General features: G+C 75.4%; 18 protein-coding genes and 1 riboswitch. Of the genes, 10 read left to right on the top strand and 8 right to left on the bottom strand.

Annotated features, from left to right (window positions below; translation table 11 throughout):
- Nucleotides 1-5: 5 nt before the first annotated feature.
- Both DSM104329_RS08955 and DSM104329_RS08950 read right to left on the bottom strand, forming a co-directional pair.
- Nucleotides 6-383, bottom strand: coding sequence for a hypothetical protein (locus DSM104329_RS08955; RefSeq protein ID WP_259315089.1), 378 nt, complete (start codon nucleotides 381-383; stop codon nucleotides 6-8).
- A gap of 41 nt (nucleotides 384-424) precedes the next feature.
- Nucleotides 425-1,624, bottom strand: coding sequence for an acyl-CoA dehydrogenase family protein (locus DSM104329_RS08950; RefSeq protein WP_259315088.1), 1,200 nt, complete (start codon nucleotides 1,622-1,624; stop codon nucleotides 425-427).
- 88 nt (nucleotides 1,625-1,712) lie between these two features.
- On the opposite strand from DSM104329_RS08950, the gene DSM104329_RS08945 reads away from it, so the two are divergent.
- Nucleotides 1,713-2,489: a YciE/YciF ferroxidase family protein gene (locus tag DSM104329_RS08945; RefSeq protein ID WP_259315087.1), complete on the top strand. Its 777-nt coding sequence runs from the start codon at nucleotides 1,713-1,715 to the stop codon at nucleotides 2,487-2,489.
- Nucleotides 2,490-2,568: 79 nt separating this feature from the next.
- Here the strand turns inward: DSM104329_RS08945 and DSM104329_RS08940 are convergent, their stop codons facing one another.
- Both DSM104329_RS08940 and DSM104329_RS08935 read right to left on the bottom strand, forming a co-directional pair.
- On the bottom strand, nucleotides 2,569-3,024 hold the full coding sequence (locus tag DSM104329_RS08940) for a MarR family winged helix-turn-helix transcriptional regulator (RefSeq protein ID WP_259315086.1): 456 nt from the start codon (nucleotides 3,022-3,024) through the stop codon (nucleotides 2,569-2,571).
- Nucleotides 3,024-4,520 carry a DHA2 family efflux MFS transporter permease subunit gene (locus DSM104329_RS08935; RefSeq protein ID WP_259315085.1) on the bottom strand — a complete coding sequence of 499 codons (1,497 nt, stop codon included), beginning with the start codon at nucleotides 4,518-4,520 and terminating at the stop codon, nucleotides 3,024-3,026. The genes DSM104329_RS08940 and DSM104329_RS08935 overlap by 1 nt, the downstream gene beginning before the upstream one ends.
- A 102-nt stretch (nucleotides 4,521-4,622) precedes the next feature.
- Here DSM104329_RS08935 and DSM104329_RS08930 point away from each other — a divergent pair, with 102 nt between their 5' ends.
- Nucleotides 4,623-6,077, top strand: a complete 1,455-nt coding sequence (locus DSM104329_RS08930; protein ID WP_259315084.1) for an acyl-CoA synthetase — start codon at nucleotides 4,623-4,625, stop codon at nucleotides 6,075-6,077.
- Between the two features lie 97 nt (nucleotides 6,078-6,174).
- Here the strand turns inward: DSM104329_RS08930 and DSM104329_RS08925 are convergent, their stop codons facing one another.
- Nucleotides 6,175-6,609, bottom strand: coding sequence for a MarR family winged helix-turn-helix transcriptional regulator (locus DSM104329_RS08925; RefSeq protein ID WP_259315083.1), 435 nt, complete (start codon nucleotides 6,607-6,609; stop codon nucleotides 6,175-6,177).
- 117 nt (nucleotides 6,610-6,726) lie between these two features.
- Between DSM104329_RS08925 and DSM104329_RS08920 the strand changes: the two genes are divergently transcribed.
- Nucleotides 6,727-7,311: a phosphatase PAP2 family protein gene (locus DSM104329_RS08920; RefSeq protein WP_259315082.1), complete on the top strand. Its 585-nt coding sequence runs from the start codon at nucleotides 6,727-6,729 to the stop codon at nucleotides 7,309-7,311.
- On the opposite strand, the gene DSM104329_RS08915 is transcribed toward DSM104329_RS08920, so the two are convergent.
- The 3 genes from DSM104329_RS08915 to DSM104329_RS08905 form a co-directional block, all read right to left on the bottom strand.
- Nucleotides 7,263-8,171 (bottom strand): alkaline phosphatase family protein, encoded by a 909-nt coding sequence (locus DSM104329_RS08915; protein ID WP_259315081.1) that lies wholly within the window; start codon nucleotides 8,169-8,171, stop codon nucleotides 7,263-7,265. The two genes, DSM104329_RS08920 and DSM104329_RS08915, sit on opposite strands and share 49 nt — an antisense overlap.
- The gene (locus tag DSM104329_RS08910) at nucleotides 8,168-9,502 is read right to left on the bottom strand and encodes an ATP-binding protein (protein WP_259315080.1); all 1,335 of its coding nucleotides are present in this window, start codon (nucleotides 9,500-9,502) and stop codon (nucleotides 8,168-8,170) included. The genes DSM104329_RS08915 and DSM104329_RS08910 overlap by 4 nt, the downstream gene beginning before the upstream one ends.
- Nucleotides 9,503-9,635: 133 nt before the next feature.
- A complete protein-coding gene (locus DSM104329_RS08905) occupies nucleotides 9,636-10,328 on the bottom strand; it encodes a response regulator transcription factor (RefSeq protein ID WP_259315079.1) in 693 nt (230 codons plus the stop codon).
- Nucleotides 10,329-10,413: 85 nt separating this feature from the next.
- On the opposite strand from DSM104329_RS08905, the gene DSM104329_RS08900 reads away from it, so the two are divergent.
- The 7 genes from DSM104329_RS08900 to DSM104329_RS08870 all read left to right on the top strand — a co-directional run bounded on the left by DSM104329_RS08900 (nucleotide 10,414) and on the right by DSM104329_RS08870 (nucleotide 18,016).
- The gene (locus DSM104329_RS08900) at nucleotides 10,414-11,727 is read left to right on the top strand and encodes a glycosyltransferase (protein ID WP_259315078.1); all 1,314 of its coding nucleotides are present in this window, start codon (nucleotides 10,414-10,416) and stop codon (nucleotides 11,725-11,727) included.
- Nucleotides 11,727-11,900, top strand: a riboswitch (cobalamin riboswitch). Its footprint overlaps the gene before it by 1 nt.
- Nucleotides 11,901-11,933: 33 nt before the next feature.
- On the top strand, nucleotides 11,934-13,055 hold the full coding sequence (locus DSM104329_RS08895; RefSeq protein ID WP_259315077.1) for a DUF4430 domain-containing protein: 1,122 nt from the start codon (nucleotides 11,934-11,936) through the stop codon (nucleotides 13,053-13,055).
- Entirely contained in the window at nucleotides 13,045-13,995 is a 951-nt protein-coding gene (locus tag DSM104329_RS08890; RefSeq protein WP_259315076.1) for a prenyltransferase/squalene oxidase repeat-containing protein, read from the top strand. Before DSM104329_RS08895 ends, DSM104329_RS08890 begins: the two co-directional genes overlap by 11 nt.
- Nucleotides 13,992-14,912 (top strand): DUF4430 domain-containing protein, encoded by a 921-nt coding sequence (locus DSM104329_RS08885; protein WP_259315075.1) that lies wholly within the window; start codon nucleotides 13,992-13,994, stop codon nucleotides 14,910-14,912. The genes DSM104329_RS08890 and DSM104329_RS08885 overlap by 4 nt, the downstream gene beginning before the upstream one ends.
- Nucleotides 14,909-15,775, top strand: a complete 867-nt coding sequence (locus DSM104329_RS08880) for an energy-coupling factor transporter transmembrane component T (protein ID WP_259315074.1) — start codon at nucleotides 14,909-14,911, stop codon at nucleotides 15,773-15,775. The genes DSM104329_RS08885 and DSM104329_RS08880 overlap by 4 nt, the downstream gene beginning before the upstream one ends.
- A gap of 52 nt (nucleotides 15,776-15,827) precedes the next feature.
- Nucleotides 15,828-17,402, top strand: a complete 1,575-nt coding sequence (locus tag DSM104329_RS08875; protein ID WP_259315073.1) for an ABC transporter ATP-binding protein — start codon at nucleotides 15,828-15,830, stop codon at nucleotides 17,400-17,402.
- Nucleotides 17,399-18,016, top strand: coding sequence for an ECF transporter S component (locus tag DSM104329_RS08870; RefSeq protein WP_259315072.1), 618 nt, complete (start codon nucleotides 17,399-17,401; stop codon nucleotides 18,014-18,016). The genes DSM104329_RS08875 and DSM104329_RS08870 overlap by 4 nt, the downstream gene beginning before the upstream one ends.
- Nucleotides 18,017-18,031: the final 15 nt, after the last annotated feature.

Here is an 18,031-nt window from a genome sequence, read left to right as displayed (position 1 = left end):
CGGGCTCACGGCCGATGCGCGCGGCGGGTGCGCTGGCGCTCCTCCTGCTTGTCGACCACGCGCTCGATGAGCTGCAGGATCTGCGTCGGCCCCGTGGCCTTCGCCTGGCCGTACATGAACGCCTCGCGCCAGTCGGCGACGCGCCCGTCCTTGGCCATCTCGTTGAAGAACGCGCGCGGAACCTCGACGCGAACGCGCGCGTCAGCCGCGATGTCCTTCGTCACCTTCGGTCCCGGCATCTCGACGCGGTACTGCTGCGTATCCCCCCGCGCGCGCAGGTCCAGGCCCACGACGAGCTTGAGGGGCTTGAGCGCCGGCACCTCATCGAGCAGCCGGTTCACCGCGGTGGTGATGAGGGCGGCGGTGTCGGCGGCGGAGGACACGAGCGCCGGAGCATACCCTCCGGCGCCCTTGCCCCCGTCGCTCAGATCTTGTGCCGCTCGAGCAGCTTGCGCCCGATGACCATCTTCTGGATCTCGGATGTGCCCTCGCCGATGAGCAGCAGCGGCGCGTCGCGGTAGAGCCGCTCGATCTCGTACTCCTTCGAGTAGCCGTAGCCGCCGTGGATGCGCAGGCACTCCTCGGCGCAGAAGCGCGCGGCCTCGGACGCGAAGAGCTTCGCCATGCCGGCTTCCATGTCCGAGCGCTGCCCCGCGTCCTTCAGCCGCGCGGCGCGGATCGTCATCAGGCGCGCGGCCTCCGTCTGCGTGCCCATGTCGGCGAGCTTGAAGGTGATCGCCTGGTGCTGCGCGATCGGCTTGCCGAACGCCTTGCGCTCCTGGCTGTACTTCAGCGCGAGCTCGAGCGCGCGCTGGGCCACGCCGACGCCGCGCGCGGCGACGTTCACGCGGCCGACCTCGAGCGCGTCCATCATCTGCGAGAACCCGCGGCCCCGGCCCGCGCTCTCGCCGCCGAGGATGTTCTCGGCCGGGCAGCGGTAGCCGTCGAAGACGAGCTCCGTGGACTCGACGCCCTTGTAGCCCATCTTCTTGATCTGCGGCGGGACGGTGAGCCCGGGGTTGTTCGGCTCGCCCGGCTCCTTCTCGGCGATGAAGCACGTGAACCCGCGGTGACGCGGCTCGGCGTCGGGGTCGGTCTTGACGAGCGTGAACACGAGGCCCGAGCGCAGGCCGTTCGTGACCCACATCTTCTGGCCGTTGATCTCGTACGTGTCGTCGTCGACCTTCTTGGCCGACGTCTTGATCGCCTGCACGTCGGAGCCGAGCTCCGGCTCCGACAGCGAGAAGGCCGCGCGGATCTCGCCGGTCGCCATCCGGGGCAGGTACTTGTGCTTCTGCTCGTCGGTGCCGAACTTCATCAGCAGGTAGGACCCGATGAAGTGCGTGTTGATCACGCCCGAGATCGAGATCCAGCCCCGCGAGAGCTCCTCGACGATCATCGCGTACGTGGTGAGGTCGAGGCCCATCCCGCCGAACTCCTCGGGGATGGTCACCCCGAACAGCCCCAGCTCCTTCATCTGCTCCACGATCGGCTCCGGGAAGGAGTCCTCGTGGTCGTAATGCTCCGCGTTGGGGAGGATCTGCTCGTCGACGAACTGGCGCACCATCTCGGTGATCGCCTTCTGCTCGTCGGTCTTCTCCTCGAAGGGGACGGCGACGGCCATGGGTTTCTCCTGCACTCGCGAATTCGTGGTAGGCGCAGAGGATACGGGTAAGGAAGCGCACGACATCACCGTCCATCACAGGGGAGCCATGGCCGATCCGACGGCGCGCGAGCGCAAGCTGATCCAGTACCTCAACGAGGCGTACGGCAAGGAGAAGGAGCTGGAGACGGCGCTGCAGGCGCACATCAAGATGACGAAGCGGGCGCCGTACAAGAAGCGTCTCCAGGAGCACCTCAAGGAGACGAAGGCGCAGGCGCGCGGGCTCGAGCGGCGCATCAAGCAGCTCGGGGGCAAGGCGGAGATGGGCGTCGTCGCCGAGGCGGCCGACACCGTGGCGTCCGCGGCCAACAAGGCCGTCTCGCTGGCGAAGGGCCCGATGCACGCCATCCGCGGTGCGGGCGATGCCGAGAAGATGCTCAAGAACGCGAAGACCGAGTTCTCCGACGAGCATGAGGAGATCGCCACCTACACCGGCATCGAGGCGCTCGCGACGGCCCTGCACGACGCCGACACGGCGAAGCTGGCGCGCGAGTTCCGCCGTCAGGAGGAGCGCATGGCGAAGTTCCTCGAGCGCCTGATCCCGCAGCTCGCCAAGGCGGTCGTGACCGAGGAGGTTCCCGCGCGCGAGCGCAAGCCCGCGGCCGCCAAGCCGGCGTCGCGCGCAGGTCGCAGCGCCGCCAAGCCGGCGGCGCGCGCATCGGCGTCCCCGGCGCGCAAGCGCACCACGGCGCGCGCGTCGAGCGGGAGCGCCAGCTCGCGCAAGGGCTCCGGCGCGAGCGCCACGGGCACCCGCTCGACGCGGTCTCGCTCGACCGGCTCGGGATCGCGCACGCGCAGCCCGGGCGCGTCCGGCTCATCCTCGTGAGCACATGGGCTCGGGCCGTGGACGACGCGGCCCGGGCCTCCGGCGAACGCCGCGCCGGCCGCGGGTCCGGTGGCGCCGTTCAGAGGCGTTCGTAGATCGCCACGACGTGGCGCAGCGCCGCTGCGATCGCCTCGATCTCGGCGGGCTCGGCGTCGTCCAGCGCTCGCTGCCAGGCCGCCTGGATCTCGCCGTCCTTGCGCGCGAGCGCGGCGCGGCCCGACGCGGTGATCATGACCCCGACGCGGCGGCGGTCCTCGGAGTCGCGCACCCGGCCGACGAGGCCGGACCGCTCGAGCCCGTCGATCATCTTCGTCGCGCTCGCCGGCGACACGTCGGCGGCGACGGCGAGCTCGCCGATCGGGTGCTCCTCACCGTCGACCAGCACGCGCAGCACGGCGTACTGCGAGAAGCTGAGCGTCCCCTGGCGCTGCGCCTCGCGGCCGCGCAGGCGGCGCTGAGCGGCGAGGAACTCCCGCAGCGCGCGCCGCGCATCGGTGACGGCCTCTTCGCGCCCGGCAACCATGACGGCGTCCATTATGCGGCTATCGGTTCGCGATCCGCGCCGAGCGGCTCGCGGCCGGCGGGCAGGATCTCGCGGTCGACGGCGTGCAGGGCCGCGCGCCGCCCGCGCTCGCGCCGCTCGACGTGGGCGAGGTACAGCGCGGGCAGCACCGCGAAGGCGGTCACCGCGGCGGCCCACCAGTACGCGTGGCCGAACGCGGCCGCGGCGGCCTCGGGCGTCCGCGAGCCGTCGCCGGCGAGCGCGTTCGTCAGCACCACCGTGAGGATCGCGGTGCCGATCGAGCCGCCGACGCGCTGCAGCACGTTGAGCTGCGGCGTGGCGTGCGCGACGTCCTCGGTGCGCAGCGTCGCGAACGCGGCGGCCATGAGCGGCATGATCGACGCGCCGGTGCCGAAGCCGCGCACGACGAGGACGGCGCCGATGAGCCAGTAGGAGGTGTCGGCGGTGACGCCGGCCAGCGGGATCGTGGCGAGCGCCATGATCGCCAGGCCGGCGACCGCCACGCGCCCGCCGCCGATGCGGTCCGCGAGACGGCCGGCCACGCCCATCGACAGCGCCGCGCCGACGCCCTGCGGGATGAGCAGCAGCCCGGCGTGCAGCGCGTCCTCGCCGCGGACGGTCTGGAAGTAGAGGGGCAGGAGCAGCATCGCGCCGTAGAGCGCAGCGCCCGCGGCGAACGTCGCCGCGCCGGCGGCCGCGAAGCCGCGGTTGCGCAGCAGGCCGATGTCGAGCAGCGGCTCGCTCGCCCGCACCGCGTGGATGGCGAAGGCGGCGACGAGCAGCACGCCGGCGATCGCGGGCACGAGCACCGACGCGGAGGCGAAGCCGCCCGCCGACGCCGTGCGCGAGAGGCCGTAGATGAGCAGCGGCACGCCGGTGCACAGCAGCACCAGGCCGCGGACGTCGAGGCGGCCGGCCGGCTCCGGCGCCGACGCGGGCAGCAGGCGCCAGCCCGCGACGAGGGCGGCGATGCCGAAGGGGACGTTGATGACAAAGATCCAGTGCCAGTTCAGGTGCTCGATCAGCAGGCCGCCGACGATCGGGCCGATCATCGGGCCGAGGACCATCGGGACGCCGATGACGCTCATCACGCGGCCGATGCGCTGCGGGCCGGCGGCGGTCGCGAGCATCATCTGGCCGAGCGGCAGGGTCAGGCCGCCGGCGACGCCCTGCAGGACGCGGAACGCGATCAGCGACGGCGCCGACCAGGCGAAGGCGCACAGCAGCGACGCGGCGACGAAGAAGCCGAGCGAGATCAGGTACATGCGCTTCGTGCCGACGCGCTTGGCCGCCCATGCGCTGAGGGGGATGACGGCACCCATGCCGAGCAGGTAGCCGGTGGCGACCCACTGGATGTCGTTGAGCGGGCTGTGCAGCTGCACGCTGAGCTGCTCGAGGGCGACGTTGACGATGGTGACGGCCAGGATCGACATGACGGAGCCCATCGCGACCACGGCGGCGACGAGCCAGACATGACGATCGATCCCGCCGGCGACGGACTTGCGCATGAAGCTCCTGACTGGCGAACGAGTCGCTATGCTAACAAATTATTAGCTAGCTATTTAATCCGTGCGGGCCCACCGGTGGGCTGCGCCGTACCCTGCGCGCCCATGAACTTCGCCCGTGACGTCGTCGACGCCGCACCCGCCGACCGGCTCGCGCTCGTCGAGCTCGCCCGCGACGGCTCCCGCCGCGAGTGGCGCTTCGGCGAGGTCGCCGACGGCGCGGCCCGGCTGGCCGGCACCCTCGCCCGCCACGGCGTCGGCCGCGGCGACGTCGTCCTCACGCTCGTCGGCAACCGGCCGCAGTGGGTCATGACGATGGTCGCCTGCTTCCGCCTCGGCGCCATGGTCCTGCCCTGCAACGAGCAGCTGCGCGCCAAGGACCTCGCTCTACGGCTGGGCATCGCCGCCCCCGCCGCCATCGTGGCCGACGAGCGCAACCGCGCGGAGCTCGAGGCCGCCGGCGCCGGCGCGGACGGCACGCCCGTGCTGCTCGTCGGAGACGACGCGCTCTGGCGCGAGGGCGACCCCGCCCCCGCCGCCGAGCTGGAGCCGAGCGACCCGGCGATCATCATCTTCACGAGCGGCACGGCGGGCGAGCCCAAGGCCGTCGTGCACGCCCAGCGCTATCTCGCCGGCCAGCACGTGCAGGCCGGGCACTGGCTCGCCGCCCAGCCCGGCGACCTCGTCTGGTGCACCGCCGCCAGCGGCTGGTCGAAGTCGGCACGCAACGTGTTCGTCGCACCGTGGATCCGCGGCGCCGCCGCGCTCCTGCACGACGGCCGCTTCGACCCCGCCGAGCGCCTTGACCTCCTCGAGCGCGAGCAGGTGGACGTGCTGTGCATGGCGCCGACCGAGTACCGCGTCATCGCCAAGCGCGCGACGCTGCGCCGCCTGCCGAAGCTGCGGGGCGCCGTCGCCGCCGGCGAGGCGCTGAACCCCGAGGTGCTCGCCGCCTGGCACGAGGCGACCGGCCTGTGGATCCGCGACGGCTACGGGCAGACGGAGACCGGCCAGATGACCGGCACGCCGCTCGACGAGGCGGTGCGCCCGGGTTCGATGGGGCGGCCGCTGCCCGGCATGCGCCTGTGGATCGACGACGGCGAGCTCGTCGCCGACCCGCGCACCGTCCCGACGTTCTTCAACGGCTACCTCGGCGACCCGCCGCCCGACCTCACGGCGCCGTGGCGCACCGGCGACCGCGTCCACGCCGACGAGGACGGCTTCCTCTACTTCGAGGGCCGCACCGACGACGTGATCATCTCGGCGGGCTACCGCATCGGCCCGTTCGAGGTCGAGTCCGCGCTCGTCGCCCATCCCGCCGTGGCCGAGGCGGCCGTGGTCGCGGCGCCCGACGAGGAGCGCGGCGCGATCGTCCGGGCGGTCGTGGTCCTGCGCGACGGGCACGCGCCGGGCGACGAGCTCGTGCGCGAGCTGCAGGACCACGTCAAGCAGACGACGGCGCCGTACAAGTACCCCCGGCGCATCGACTTCGCCGAGGACCTGCCGAAGACGTCGAGCGGCAAGATCCGCCGGGCCCAGCTGCGCGAGCCGGCGTCGTAGCGGCTCCGGCGCGAGGGCGGGGCGCGCCTACGGCGTCTCGTCGGTGGGGACGGCGAGCCGGCGTCACAGCCGCTCCCCGCGCGAGGGCGGGGAGCGCCTACGGCGTCTCGTCGGTGAGGACCGCGAGCCGGCGCAGGATCCGCTCGGCGTCGGCGCGCTCGGACGGCTCGAGCCGGTCGTAGATCGCCCGCCGCCGCGCCCGCGCGGCCGTCCGGCCCGCCTTCAGGGCCTCGCGCCCCGCGTCGGTGAGCGCGACGAGCACGCAGCGCCGGTCGGTCTGCGACGGGCGCCGCACGATCGTCCCGTCGCGCTCGAGGGCGTCGAGCATGCGCGTCGCCGTGGGCGACGAGACCGCGGCCCCCTCGGCCAGCTGGCGCACGGAGCGCTCCTGCCCGTCGAGCAGGGGCACGAGCAGGATGTGCTGCGCGGCGGTGAGGCCGCCGGCCTCCAGGTCGCCGCTCCAGCGCGTGCGTGCGCGCCGCATCGCGCGGAAGAACTTCTCCATGGCCTCGGAGAACTGATCGGCCTCCATTGCACCGGACCATAGCGCGGACTCCCGTAGTGCGCTAATGATTAGCTTGCTACGTTTCGGACCGCGGCCGTTCAGGCGATGGTCAGGTGCTTCGCGCGAGGATCCCGGCCCGTCGGCATGAGCCTCGACCTGACGATCGCCGAGCACGCGAACCGCTTCGCCACGCGCCACGACGCGTGGGAGGACGCGGCGCGCACGTTCGCGTCGATCTCCGAGCCGCTGTTCCTCGTCGGCGTCGTCGCGCTGATCGCGGCGGGCACCGTCCTGCGGCGGCGGGCGTGGTGGAGCGCCGGGCTCCTCGCGCTCGTCGCCGCCGGCGTCGCCCTCGTCGCCGGCGCGGTCGTGTCGCACCTCGTCGACCGCCCGCGGCCCTTCGTCTCCCACCCGCAGATCCACGCCTTCCTGCACCACGCCGCCGACGCCGGCTTCCCGAGCGACCACGCGACCGCCGCGTTCGCCATCGGCGGCGTCCTCGTCATCCGGCTCGGGTGGGTGGCCGCGCCGGTCCTGCTCGCCGCGCTGGCCCTGTCGGTCGCGCGCGTGATGATCGGCCTGCACTACCCCGGCGACGTGCTCGCGGGCGCCGTGCTCGGGCTCGGCTGCGCCGCGCTCGTCTGCTTCGCCGCCGCGCGCGTCCGGACGGACGACGTGGCTCAGCGGATGCGCGGGCTCGTGCCGAAGAGCGGTTCGAGCCCACCGTGACGCGGGTCGGCTGACGCGGCCAGCGGGGGCAGGCCGAGAGCCTGCTGGGTGCTGCGCAGCACGCCGTACTGGTCGATCGGGCGCTGCATGCGCGCCCCGCGCCGCACCCCGGGGCCGACCACGATCGTCGCGATCCGCCCGCCGGACGAGCCGCCGCAGCAGCCGGCGTCGCTCGCGCCCTCGTCGAACGTGATGACGAGGAACCCGCGGGGTCCGAGCCGGCGCAGGATCGGCGGCACCAGCGTGCGCAGGAAGCGGTCCCCGGTCGCGACGCTGCAGTCGTGCATGTCGTGGCAGAGGTCCGGCACGACGAGCGAATACGCCGGCAGCCGGTTGCCGCGCAGATCGCCGTCCAGCTGCGTGAGCGGCACCATGCGCCGGCACCGGGCGCGGTCGCGCACGACGGGCTCGTAGTAGGCGAAGGGGTTGTGCTTCTTCGCATAGCGCCGTTCGCCCGCGCCGAGGAAGCACGGCCGCGGCAGGCCTTCGAGATACGCCTTCCAGGTCATCCCGGCGCGCTCGATCTGGTCGGCGATGCTCGGGGCGTCGACCGAGCAGCTCGTGCAGTCCGACGCGATGCCGTGGGTGGAGCCGCTCGTCAGCGCGAGGTAGTTGGGCAGCGAGGGATGGCCCACGCCATAGCTGCGCATCGCGCGACCGCCGCGCCGGGCCAGCGACGTCAGGTACGGCGCGCTCCGACTGCCGATCACCTGGCCCTCCTCCTTGTTCTCCAGGACGATCGTCACGACGTGCGACCGGGCGGCACTCGCGCGGGCCGCCGGCCCGGTGCTCGCGACCGGCGGCGCGAGCACGGCGGCGAGCAGGGCGAGCAGCAGGCTGGGAAGACGCAGCAGCGTCATGTCGGCAGGTCGACGACGAAGGCCGCTCCGGCGCCGCCGTCCTGCAGCGTGACGTCCCCGCCCGCGGCCCGCGCCAGCCGGCGGGCGAGCGCGAGGCCGAGGCCCGCGCCGTCGCCGGCGCCGCCGCGGCCGTCATCGCCGCGCACGCCCGGCTCGAAGACCCGCTCGCGGTCGCCGTCGCCCACGCCCGGGCCGTCGTCGGTGACGCGCACGCGCACGACGGCATCGTCGCGCCACGCGTCGATCGCCACGCGCCGGCGGGCGTGGCGAGCGGCGTTGTCGAGCAGCGGCGAGACGATGCGCTCCACGACGTCGCCGTCGACGCCCACCGTCTCGGCGGTGTCGGCGACGGAGAGGTCGACGCCGCGCCCGGCGAGAACGGGGCGCCACTCGCCGTCGAGCACGGCGAACGCCTCGCCGAGCGCGCTGCGCCCCCGCTGCTCGGGACGGCTCTCCGCGCGTGCGGCGGCCATCAGCGTGGCGAGGATGCGGTTCATCTGCTCGGCGCTGCGCGAGATGACGCGGTAGGCCTCGCCGCGCTCCTCGGCCGAGCGGTCGCGGCGCTGCAGCAGCTCCATCTCGGCGGTGATGCGCGCGAGCGGCGTGCGCAGCTCGTGCGACAGCTCCGCCGACAGCCGTTGCTCGCGCCGCAGCCCGGCGGCGAGGCGGTCGAGCAGGGCGTCGAACGTGTGCGCCAGCTCGCCGAGCTCATCGGGGCGCGGGTTGCCGCCGAAGCGCCGGGCGGGATCGTGCTCGCTCCACTGCGCGGCCGCGCGCGTCATCTCGGTCACCGGCGTGAGCGCGCGCCCGGCGAGGACCCACGCGGCGGCGAACACCGCGGCGAGCAGGGCGGCGCCCAGCGCGATCGAACCGACGAGCGCGGCGTCGATGGTGTGGTCGTAGCCCTCGAGCGGCTGGGCGGCCACGACCGTTCCGACGACGCGCCCGCCGCGGCGCACGGCGAGCGCGTAGAGCCGCGTCTGCGGGTCGTCGGCGTCGGTGAAGACGCGGTCGCCTCCGGTCATCGCCTGCGCCGCGCGCTGCAGCGCCGCCGGCGCGCCCGGGCGCAGCACCGCATCGCGGCCGTCGAAGACCCAGACGCGCGCGTCGATCGACGCGTCGGCGGGCGCCTCGCGCACGGCGAGCCGCCCGTCGCGGACGTGGACGGTCGTGGCGACCGCCTCGGCCCGCGTGCGCAGGCGCTGGCGCACGTCGCCGTTGACGCTGGCCACGAGCAGGACGTTGAACGCGGCGACCGCGAGCGCCACCGCGATGGTCGCCGCCACCACGGCGACCGCGGTCAACCGCCCGCGCAGCGTGCGGAACCTCATGGCGGTGGTTCGTCTCGTGACCATCGGCGCGAAAGGGCGTCCAACGGCGCTGCCGGGCAAGGAGGCCGACCCGAAGGAATCCCTCCGGGACGTCGCGTGGTCGAGGACGCCGCCCGGCGGTGATCGATGGGCGTCATCCCGGGTCGAGGGTTGCGGGGCCGGCCACCATGCGGTACCCGACCCCGTGCACCGTGGCGATCGCCTCATCGGCGCCGGCCGCGCGCAGCTTGCGGCGAAGGCGCGCGAGGTACTGGTCGAGCGTGTTGTCGTGGACGATCGCGCCGTCCGGCCAGGCCGAGCGCACGAGCTCGGCGCGCCGCAGGACCGTCCCGGGGCGCGCCGCCAGCGCCGCCAGCAGGCGGAACTCGGTCGGTGTCAGCAGCACCTCCGCGTCGCCGCTGCGGATGGCGTGCGCGGTGGGATCGAGCCGCAGGCCCTCCCGCACCGCGACGCTCGCGTCGGCGCCGGTCCGGCGCAGCAGCGCCCGCAGCCGGGCCACGAGCTCGGCGAAGTGAAACGGCTTGGTCAGGTAGTCGTCGCCGCCCGCGCTGAAGCCCGACAGCCGGTCGGTCAGCGCGTCGCGGGCCGTGAGGAACAGCACCGGCGCGTTCGTCCCGCGGGCGCGCAGCGCCTGGCAGACGTCGCGGCCGTCGGCGTCGGGCAGGCCGATGTCGATCACGAGCGCGTCGGGCTCGTCGCCGGACGCGGCCAGCGCCGCGGCGCCGTCGGCGACCGCGGTCACGTCGAAGCCCTCCTCGCTGAGCCCGCGGCGCAGGACCGACCGCAGGTCGGCATCGTCCTCGACGACCAGCAGGCGATGCGACATGCGGTTCAGTATCGCGGGCGCGGGAAGCCCACCCGCCGCCCTGCTCAGGCGGCGTTCAGGCGGGTGGGCGCACCATGCTCGGCGAATGACCAGGACGCCCACCGGCCCGCAGCTGCTTCGCCATGGGGTGGCGATGGGCCTTCTGCGCGCGGCGGCACACCTTCCCCGCCGCCGCGCGCAGGGCTCCGGTCCTCCGAAGGTCCACCTCCTCCTGCTCAACGCGTGGGGCATGGGAGGCACGATCCGCGCCACGCTCGACCTCGCCGGCCGGCTCGCCGAGCACCACGACGTCGAGGTCATCAGCCTCCTGCGCCGGCGCGAGCGGCCGTTCTTCGCGTTTCCCCCCGGCGTGACCGTGACGGCGCTCGACGACCGGCGCCCGGGCGCCCCGCCCCGCGGCGGGCTCGCGCGGCGGCTGCTCGCCTCCCGCCCCAGCCACCTCATGCACCCGGCCGATCGCCGCGCGGCCACCTGCAGCCTGTGGACGGACCTGGTCCTCGCACGGCGGCTGCTGGCGCTGGGCGACGGCGGCGTGCTGATCGCCACCCGCCCGGGCCTGAACCTCGTCGGTGCCGCCGTCGCGCGGCCCGGCCTGCCGACGGTCGGCCAGGAGCACATGCACCGCACGGCCCACGCGACGCAGCTGCAGCGGGCGATGACGCGCTGGTATCCGCGCCTGGACGCCGTCGTCACCCTCACCGAACGCGACCGCGCCGCGCATGCCGCCGCGCTCGGCGATCCGGCGGCGGTCGTGTGCATCCCGAACGCGGGGCCGCCCGTCGCCGAGCCGCCGGCGCAGCTGAGCGAGCCGGTCATCGTGGCGGCCGGGCGCCTGACGGCGCAGAAGGCGTTCGGCCGCCTCGTCCGCGCGTTCGCCATCGTCGCCGAGCACCACCCGGGGTGGACGCTGCGCATCTACGGCGAGGGGCCGCAGCGCCCGGCGCTCGAGCGCATGATCCGCGACCGCGGGCTCACCGGCCGCGTGCAGCTGATGGGGCGCACGCGCGACCTGCACGGCGTCCTCGCCGGCGCATCGGTGCTCGCGCTGAGCTCGCGCTTCGAAGGCATGCCGCTCGTCATCCTCGAGGCCTTCGCGGCCGGGGTGCCGGTGGTGAGCTTCGACTGCCCCACCGGGCCGGGCGAGCTCATCGAGAATGGGAGCGAAGGGCTGCTCGTCCCCGACGGCGACGTGCGGGCGCTCGGGGCGGCGCTGCGCCTCCTCGCCGGGGACGAGCCGCAGCGGCGGCGCATGGGCCGCGCGGCGCGGGTGCGGGCGGCGCGTCAGGGTCCCGCGGCGGTCACCGAGCGCTGGGAGGCCCTCCTGCGCCGGCTCGCGCCCGCCCGCCCGGCCGAGCGCCCCGCGCCCCGCCGCGTTCCCTCCGGGGCGCCTGCGCGCTAGATTCCCCAGCGGTCGGTGGTGAAGGGAAGCCGGTGCGAATCCGGCGCGGACCCGCCACTGTGACCGGGGATGTCGTGCACACGCGCCGCGCGCGAGCCACTGGGCCATGAGCCCGGGAAGGCGTGAACGATGGGCCCGGGAGCCAGGAGACCTGCCTCCGGCCGCCATCAGTCACGACGCCCTCGCGGAAAGGGGTGCAGTACGACATGCGGTACAGGTTCCTCCGGCTCTTCGCCGTTGCCTTGGTGACCCTCGGCCTGGCGGCCACGCCGGCCCTCGCGGTGTCCACCACGGTGCGGATCGCCGGCGACACGATCGGCGGCACGGCCGTCGTCAACACGCCCTCGGCGAACGTTCCCGGGATGAGATGCGCCGGGTCCAGCGCCGCGGGCGCGCTCGACGTCGCGACCGCCGGCAACTGGGATCGCCAGGAGTTCGTGTCGACGATCCTCGGCGAGAGCCACGCCTACGCCCACAGCGACTACTGGGCGTTCTGGGTCAACGGCAGCTACAGCCAGGTCGGCGCGTGCGACTACACGGTGCAGGCCGGCGACGAGCTCCTGTTCTACGTCCAGCGCGACGGGCCCGGGTTCGTCGGAACGGTCTTCCCGCTGTACTTCTCGTCCGTCCCGGCGGCGGTGACCGCCGGCGCGCCGTTCACGGTCCGGGTCGTCCGCCACGTCAGCGACGGCAACACGACGACGCCCACGCCCATTGCGGGCGCGACGGTCACCGACGGCGCAGGCGCGACCGCCACGACCGGCGCCGACGGGACGGCGACGCTCGTCCTGGGTACGCCGGGCACGGCGAAGCTGCAGGCCACGGCGCCCGCATCGGTGCCGACGCCCTTGGCCACCGTCGCGGTGAGCGCCGCGCCGGTGACCGAACCCGGTCCCGCCCCGCCCGCGCCGCCGGCGCCGGGCGAGCCCACGCCTCCGGCCGAGCCATCGACCGCAGCGCCCCCGGCCGACCGCAGCGCGCCGCTCGCGCTCATCGCCGGCCTGCGCAACGGCCAGCACTTCTCGCGGCGCGGGGCCCCGCGCGAGCTGCACGGCACGGTCGCCGACCAGGGCGCCGTCAAGCAGGTGCAGCTGCGCCTCGAGCGCAAGCGCGGGAAGGGGTGCTCGTCGTTCAGCGCCGACCGGGAGCGGTTCGTCAAGCGCTCGTGCGGGCGCGGCGCGGCGTGGTTCGACGCGGGCGACGACGCGAGCTGGTCGTACCTGCTGCCCAAGCGGCTCGGGCGGGGGCTCTACCAGCTGCAGGTGCGCGCGACCGACGCCGCCGGCAACCGGTCCACGAACGCGAGCGTGCGGTTCCGTGTCCGGTAGCGCCCGGCGCCGGCGCGTCGGCGTCGTCCTCGCCACCGCCGCGGTGGCGACCGCCGCCGGCGCCATCGTCGGATCCGCCCCCGCGGCGGGCGCGACCGCGGCGCAGCGCGCGCTGGGCTACGTCGCGCGCGCGCAGAACGCCGACGGGGGGCTGCCCGGCGCGCCGGGCGGCCGCTCCGCCGCACTGACCACCCAATGGGGCGCGCTCGGCGTCGCGGCCGCCGGACGGCCGCCAGCATCGATGCACCGCCGCGGCGGGCGCTCGCTCGCCGCCGCCGTGCGCGCGGACGCCGGCCGGGCCCGCTCGACCGGCGACGTCGAGCGCTCGATCCTCGCGCTGCGCGCATCGCGCCAGCGCGTGCCGGGCGGGCTCGTGCGCCGGCTGCTGTCGCGCCGCCGCGCCGACGGCTCGTTCGACGGGCTGGTGAACTGGACGGCGTTCGGCGTCATGGCGCTGCGTGCCGCCGGGCGCTCGACGAGCGACGGCGCGGTGCGCGGCGGCGTCCGGTTCCTGCTGCGCCAGCAGAACCGCGACGGCGGCTGGAACTTCCAGGGCCGCGGCGGGCGCAGCGGGATCGACGACACCGCGGCCGCGCTGCAGGGCCTCGTCGCGGGCGGGCAGTCGCGAGGCTCGGCGCCGGTGCGCCGCGGGGCCCGCTTCGTCGCCGCCCAGCAGCGCCCCGACGGCGGCTTCCCGCTGCAGCCCGGCGGGCCGTCCAACGCCCAGTCGACCGCGTGGGCGGTGCAGGCGTTCGTCGCCACGGGGCGCAACCCCGATGGCGTGCGCCGCGGCGGCAGCCGCACCCCGCTCGCGTTCCTGCGCTCGCTGCAGGCGGCCGACGGCTCGGTGCGCTACTCGCGCACGAGCGGCCAGACGCCGGTGTGGGTCACCGCGCAGGCGCTGACCGCCTTCGCGCGCCGGGCGTTCCCGCTGCGATGAGCCGCCTCGCCGGCCTCGCCGCCGTGCTGGGCTGCGCGCTCGCGCTCGCCGGGTGCGGCGTCGGGGCCGGCGAGAGCGAGCCGGACGTCGCGCTCGTCGTCACCCGCGACTTCGGCGCCCATCAGCTCGGCGAGCGGACCGGTGCGACGCAGGGGCAGGACACGATCATGCGCTACCTCCAGCGCGCCTTCGACGTGAAGACCCGCTACGGCGGCGGGTTCGTCCAGGCGATCGACGGCCTGGCCGGCGGGACCGCCCGCGGGCGGATGGTCGACTGGTTCTTCTACGTCAACGGCGTCGAGGCGGGCCAGGGCGCGACGGGGATCCGCGTGCGGGCCGGCGACCGCATCTGGTGGGACCACCACCGGTGGGACGGCGCCCAGCGCTCGCCCGCCGTCGTCGGCGCGTACCCGGAGCCGTTCGTGCACGGCCTGCACCGCGGCTGGGAGACCTCCGTCGCCTGCCACGTCGCGGATGAGAAGCTGTGCGCGAAGGTGCGCGAACGCCTCGACGACGACGGTGCCACCGCCGCGCCCGCGATGAGCGCGGGGCCGCGCCTTCGCGTCCTGATCGGCCCCTGGGCCGCGCTGCGCCGTGACCGCGCGGGCGGGCTGCTGGCCGACGGTCCGCGGGCGTCCGGCGTGTTCGCCCGGTTCGCCGAGGGCGGGCGAACCCTGCAACTCCTCGACGACCGCGGCGACGCCGCGCGGACGCTCGGGCCCGGCACCGGCCTGATCGCCGCCACGCGCTACCAGGACGAGCCGCCGACGTGGTTCGTGACCGGCACGGACGCGAACGGGATCGCCGCGGCGGTCGATGCGCTCGACGCCGAGAAGCTGCGCCGCCACTTCGCGGTCGCGGTGGGCCCGGGCGACGCGCCGCCCACGCCGCTGCCCGTCGAGGGCGCCGGGCGGTGACCTACCAGCGCCGCGCGAGTCCGCTGCACGCCGCGCGTGCGTCCGTGGCGTGCGCGTGGTGCGCCGCGCTCGTGGCCTGCGCGCTCGCCAACGCCCACCCTGTGGTCCTCGTCGCCGTCGTCGCCGCCACGGTCGGCGCGGCGGCCGCGGCCGGCGTCGCGCGCGAGGTCGGCCGCTTCACGCTGCTCGTCGGCCTGCCGCTCGCGGTCCTGTTCGTCGTCATCAACCCGCTCGTCGCGCGCGAGGGCTTCACGGTCGTCCTGCGGCTCGGCGGGGTCGGGCCGCTGGGCGAGCTCGACATCACGCGCGAAGCGCTGGTCTACGGCGCCGTGCTCGGGCTGCGCGCGCTGGCCGTCATCGCCGCCTGCTCGCTGTACGCCGCCGCGGTCGATCCCGACCAGGTCCTGCGCCTCTTCCGCCGCGCGGGGTTCCGGTCCGCCCTGACCGCCACGCTGGCCACGCGGATGGTCGGCGTCCTGGCGGCGGACGGACGGCGCCTGGCCGACGGGCAGCGCTGCCGCCCGGGGCCGAAGGCGTCGCGGCTGGCGCTCGTGAGGGCCGTCGCGTCGGGCGCGCTGGACCGCGCCACCGACGTCGCCGCCACGCTCGAGGTCCGCGGCTACGGCGGCGCCCGCCGCCCCCCGAGCGAGCGCCGCCCGTGGTCGCGCCACGACGTCGCCTTCGCCCTCTCCGCGCTCGTGCTGCTCGTGGCCGGCGCCGGGGGCGCGATCGCCGGCGTGGCGAACGTCGACGCCTACCCCCTCACGCGGATCGACGGCGGCGCCGGCCCGCTCGTCCTCGGCGCCGTCGTCCTCGCCGCCGCGCTCGCGCCGTTCGCCGACCGCCACGGGATCGCGCGATGAGACCCCGCGGGTCGTCATCCACCCCGGCCACGACCCGATGGGAGGCCACTCGATGACCGTCCTCGAGATCGAGCGCCTCACGTACACGCACGCCGGCGCGACGCGGCCCTCGCTGCGCGACGTGGACCTGCGCATCGAGGACGGCGAGTTCGTCGTGCTCTGCGGGCTCTCGGCATCCGGCAAGTCGACGCTGCTGCGCGCCGCCTGCGGCCTGGTCCCCCACTTCCACGGCGGGACGTTCGGCGGCCGGGTGACCGTCGCCGGCCTCGACACGCGCGAGCACGGGCCCGGCGACGTCGCCGCGCACGTCGGCACGCTGTTCCAGGATCCGGAGACCCAGACGGTCATGGGCAGCGTCCGCGCCGAGCTCGGCTTCGGCCTGGAGAACCGCGGCTGGCCGGCGGCGGCGGTCGCGCGCGGCGTCGAGGAGGCGGCGCTCGCGCTGGCCATCGCCTCGCTGCTCGACCGCCCGACCAACGAGCTCTCCGGCGGCGAGCTGCAGCGCGTCGCGCTCGGCGCCGCGCTGGCCGGGCGCCCGCAGCTCGTGCTGCTCGACGAGCCGACCTCGCAGCTCGATCCCGTCGCCGGCGACGAGCTCGTGTGGCTGCTGCGCCGGCTCAACGAGGAGTGGGGCACCGCGATCGTCCTCGCCGAGCACCGGCTCGAGCGCTGCCTGCCCGCCGCCGACCGCGTCATCGCGCTCGTCGACGGCGCCGTCGCCTGCGACGCGCCGCCCGGCGACTTCCTCGCCTGGGCAATCGACCACGAGCCCTCGCTGGCCACCCCGGCCGCGCGGATGTTCTCGCTGGCCGGCCTGCGCCCGCTGCCGAGCGGCGTCAAGCAGGCGCGCGCGACGCTGCGCGAGCACGCGATCGCGCCGCCCGCGCCGGCCGACGCCCCGCCGCCGCGCCGCACGAAGGTCAAGCACCCGGCGCTCGCCTTCGAGCGCCTGTGGTTCGAGCGCCGCGGCGGGCGCGCCGTGCTGCGCGGCATCGACCTCGCGCTGGCGCCCGGCGAGCGGGTCGCGCTCATGGGCCGCAACGGCGCCGGCAAGTCGACGCTGCTGCGCCACGCCAACGGGCTCCTCGAGCCGACTCGCGGACGCGTGCGCGCGGGCGGGCCGGTCGCGCTGCTGCTGCAGAACCCGGGCGACCTCCTGCTCGCCGAGCGCGCGGGCGACGAGGTCGACGCGGACACGCTGCACGCGAACTGCCTCGCGCACCTCGCCGACCGCCATCCGCGCGACCTGTCGGGCGGCGAGCGCCAGCGGCTCGCGCTGGCGATCGTGACGGCGGGCGCCACGCCGCCCGCTGCGCTGTGCCTCGACGAGCCGACCCGCGGCATGGACCGCGCGCACAAGGGCGAGCTCGCCGCGCACATCGCGGCCTTCGCCGAGCGCGGCACGGCGGTGCTCGTCGCGACCCACGACCCGGAGTTCGCGGTCGCGTTCGCCCAGCGGGTCATCCTGATGGGCGAGGGCGACGTCATCGCCGACGACGACCCGCACCGGGTGCTCACCGGCGGCTGGTACTTCGCGACCGAGACGGCGCGGGTGTGCGGCGCGCTGACGCCCGCCGAGGGCGCCGAGCTGCTGCGCTCCGGGATGCGGGAGGCGCCGCGGCCATGAGCTGGGCCTTCGCCTCGCTGGCGATCCTCTCGGTCGCCCTGCTCGCCGGGTTCGCCTGGTACGAGCGCACGCACCCGCCGTCGAAGGTCATCGCGCTCGTCGCGACCCTGGCCGCACTGGCCGCGCTGGGCCGCATCGCCTTCGCCCCCATCCCGAACGTCAAGCCGACGACCGACATCGTCCTCATCGCCGGCTTCGCGCTCGGCGGCGCGCCCGGCTTCGTCGTCGGCGCCGTCGCCGCGCTGGCGTCGAACCTGTTCTTCGGCCAGGGCCCGTGGACGCCATGGCAGATGGTCGCGTGGGGGCTGGTCGGCCTGCTCGGGGCCGTCCTCGCCCGCGCCGGCCGGGGCCGGGCCCGCCGCGTCCCGATGGCGCTGTGGTGCGGCGCGGCCGGGCTCATGTTCGGCGCGATCATGGATCTCTCGACGTGGACCACGTTCGCCGGCGGGCACACGCTCGACGAGTACCTCGTCATCTCGGGCACGTCGCTGCCCTGGAACCTCGCGCACGCCGCCGGCAACGTCGCGTTCTACCTCGCGTTCGGCCCGGCGCTCGTCACCGCGCTGCAGCGGTTCCGCAGCCGGCTCGACGTCCGCTGGCTGACAGTCGAGTGACCGTCGCACGCCGTC

This window comes from Capillimicrobium parvum (assembly GCF_021172045.1).
In the GTDB taxonomy this organism is placed as follows: Bacteria; Actinomycetota; Thermoleophilia; order Solirubrobacterales; family Solirubrobacteraceae; genus Capillimicrobium; species Capillimicrobium parvum.
The sequence above is the reverse complement of the archived record's forward strand: the minus strand, read 5'-3'. Positions and strand labels throughout refer to the sequence as shown.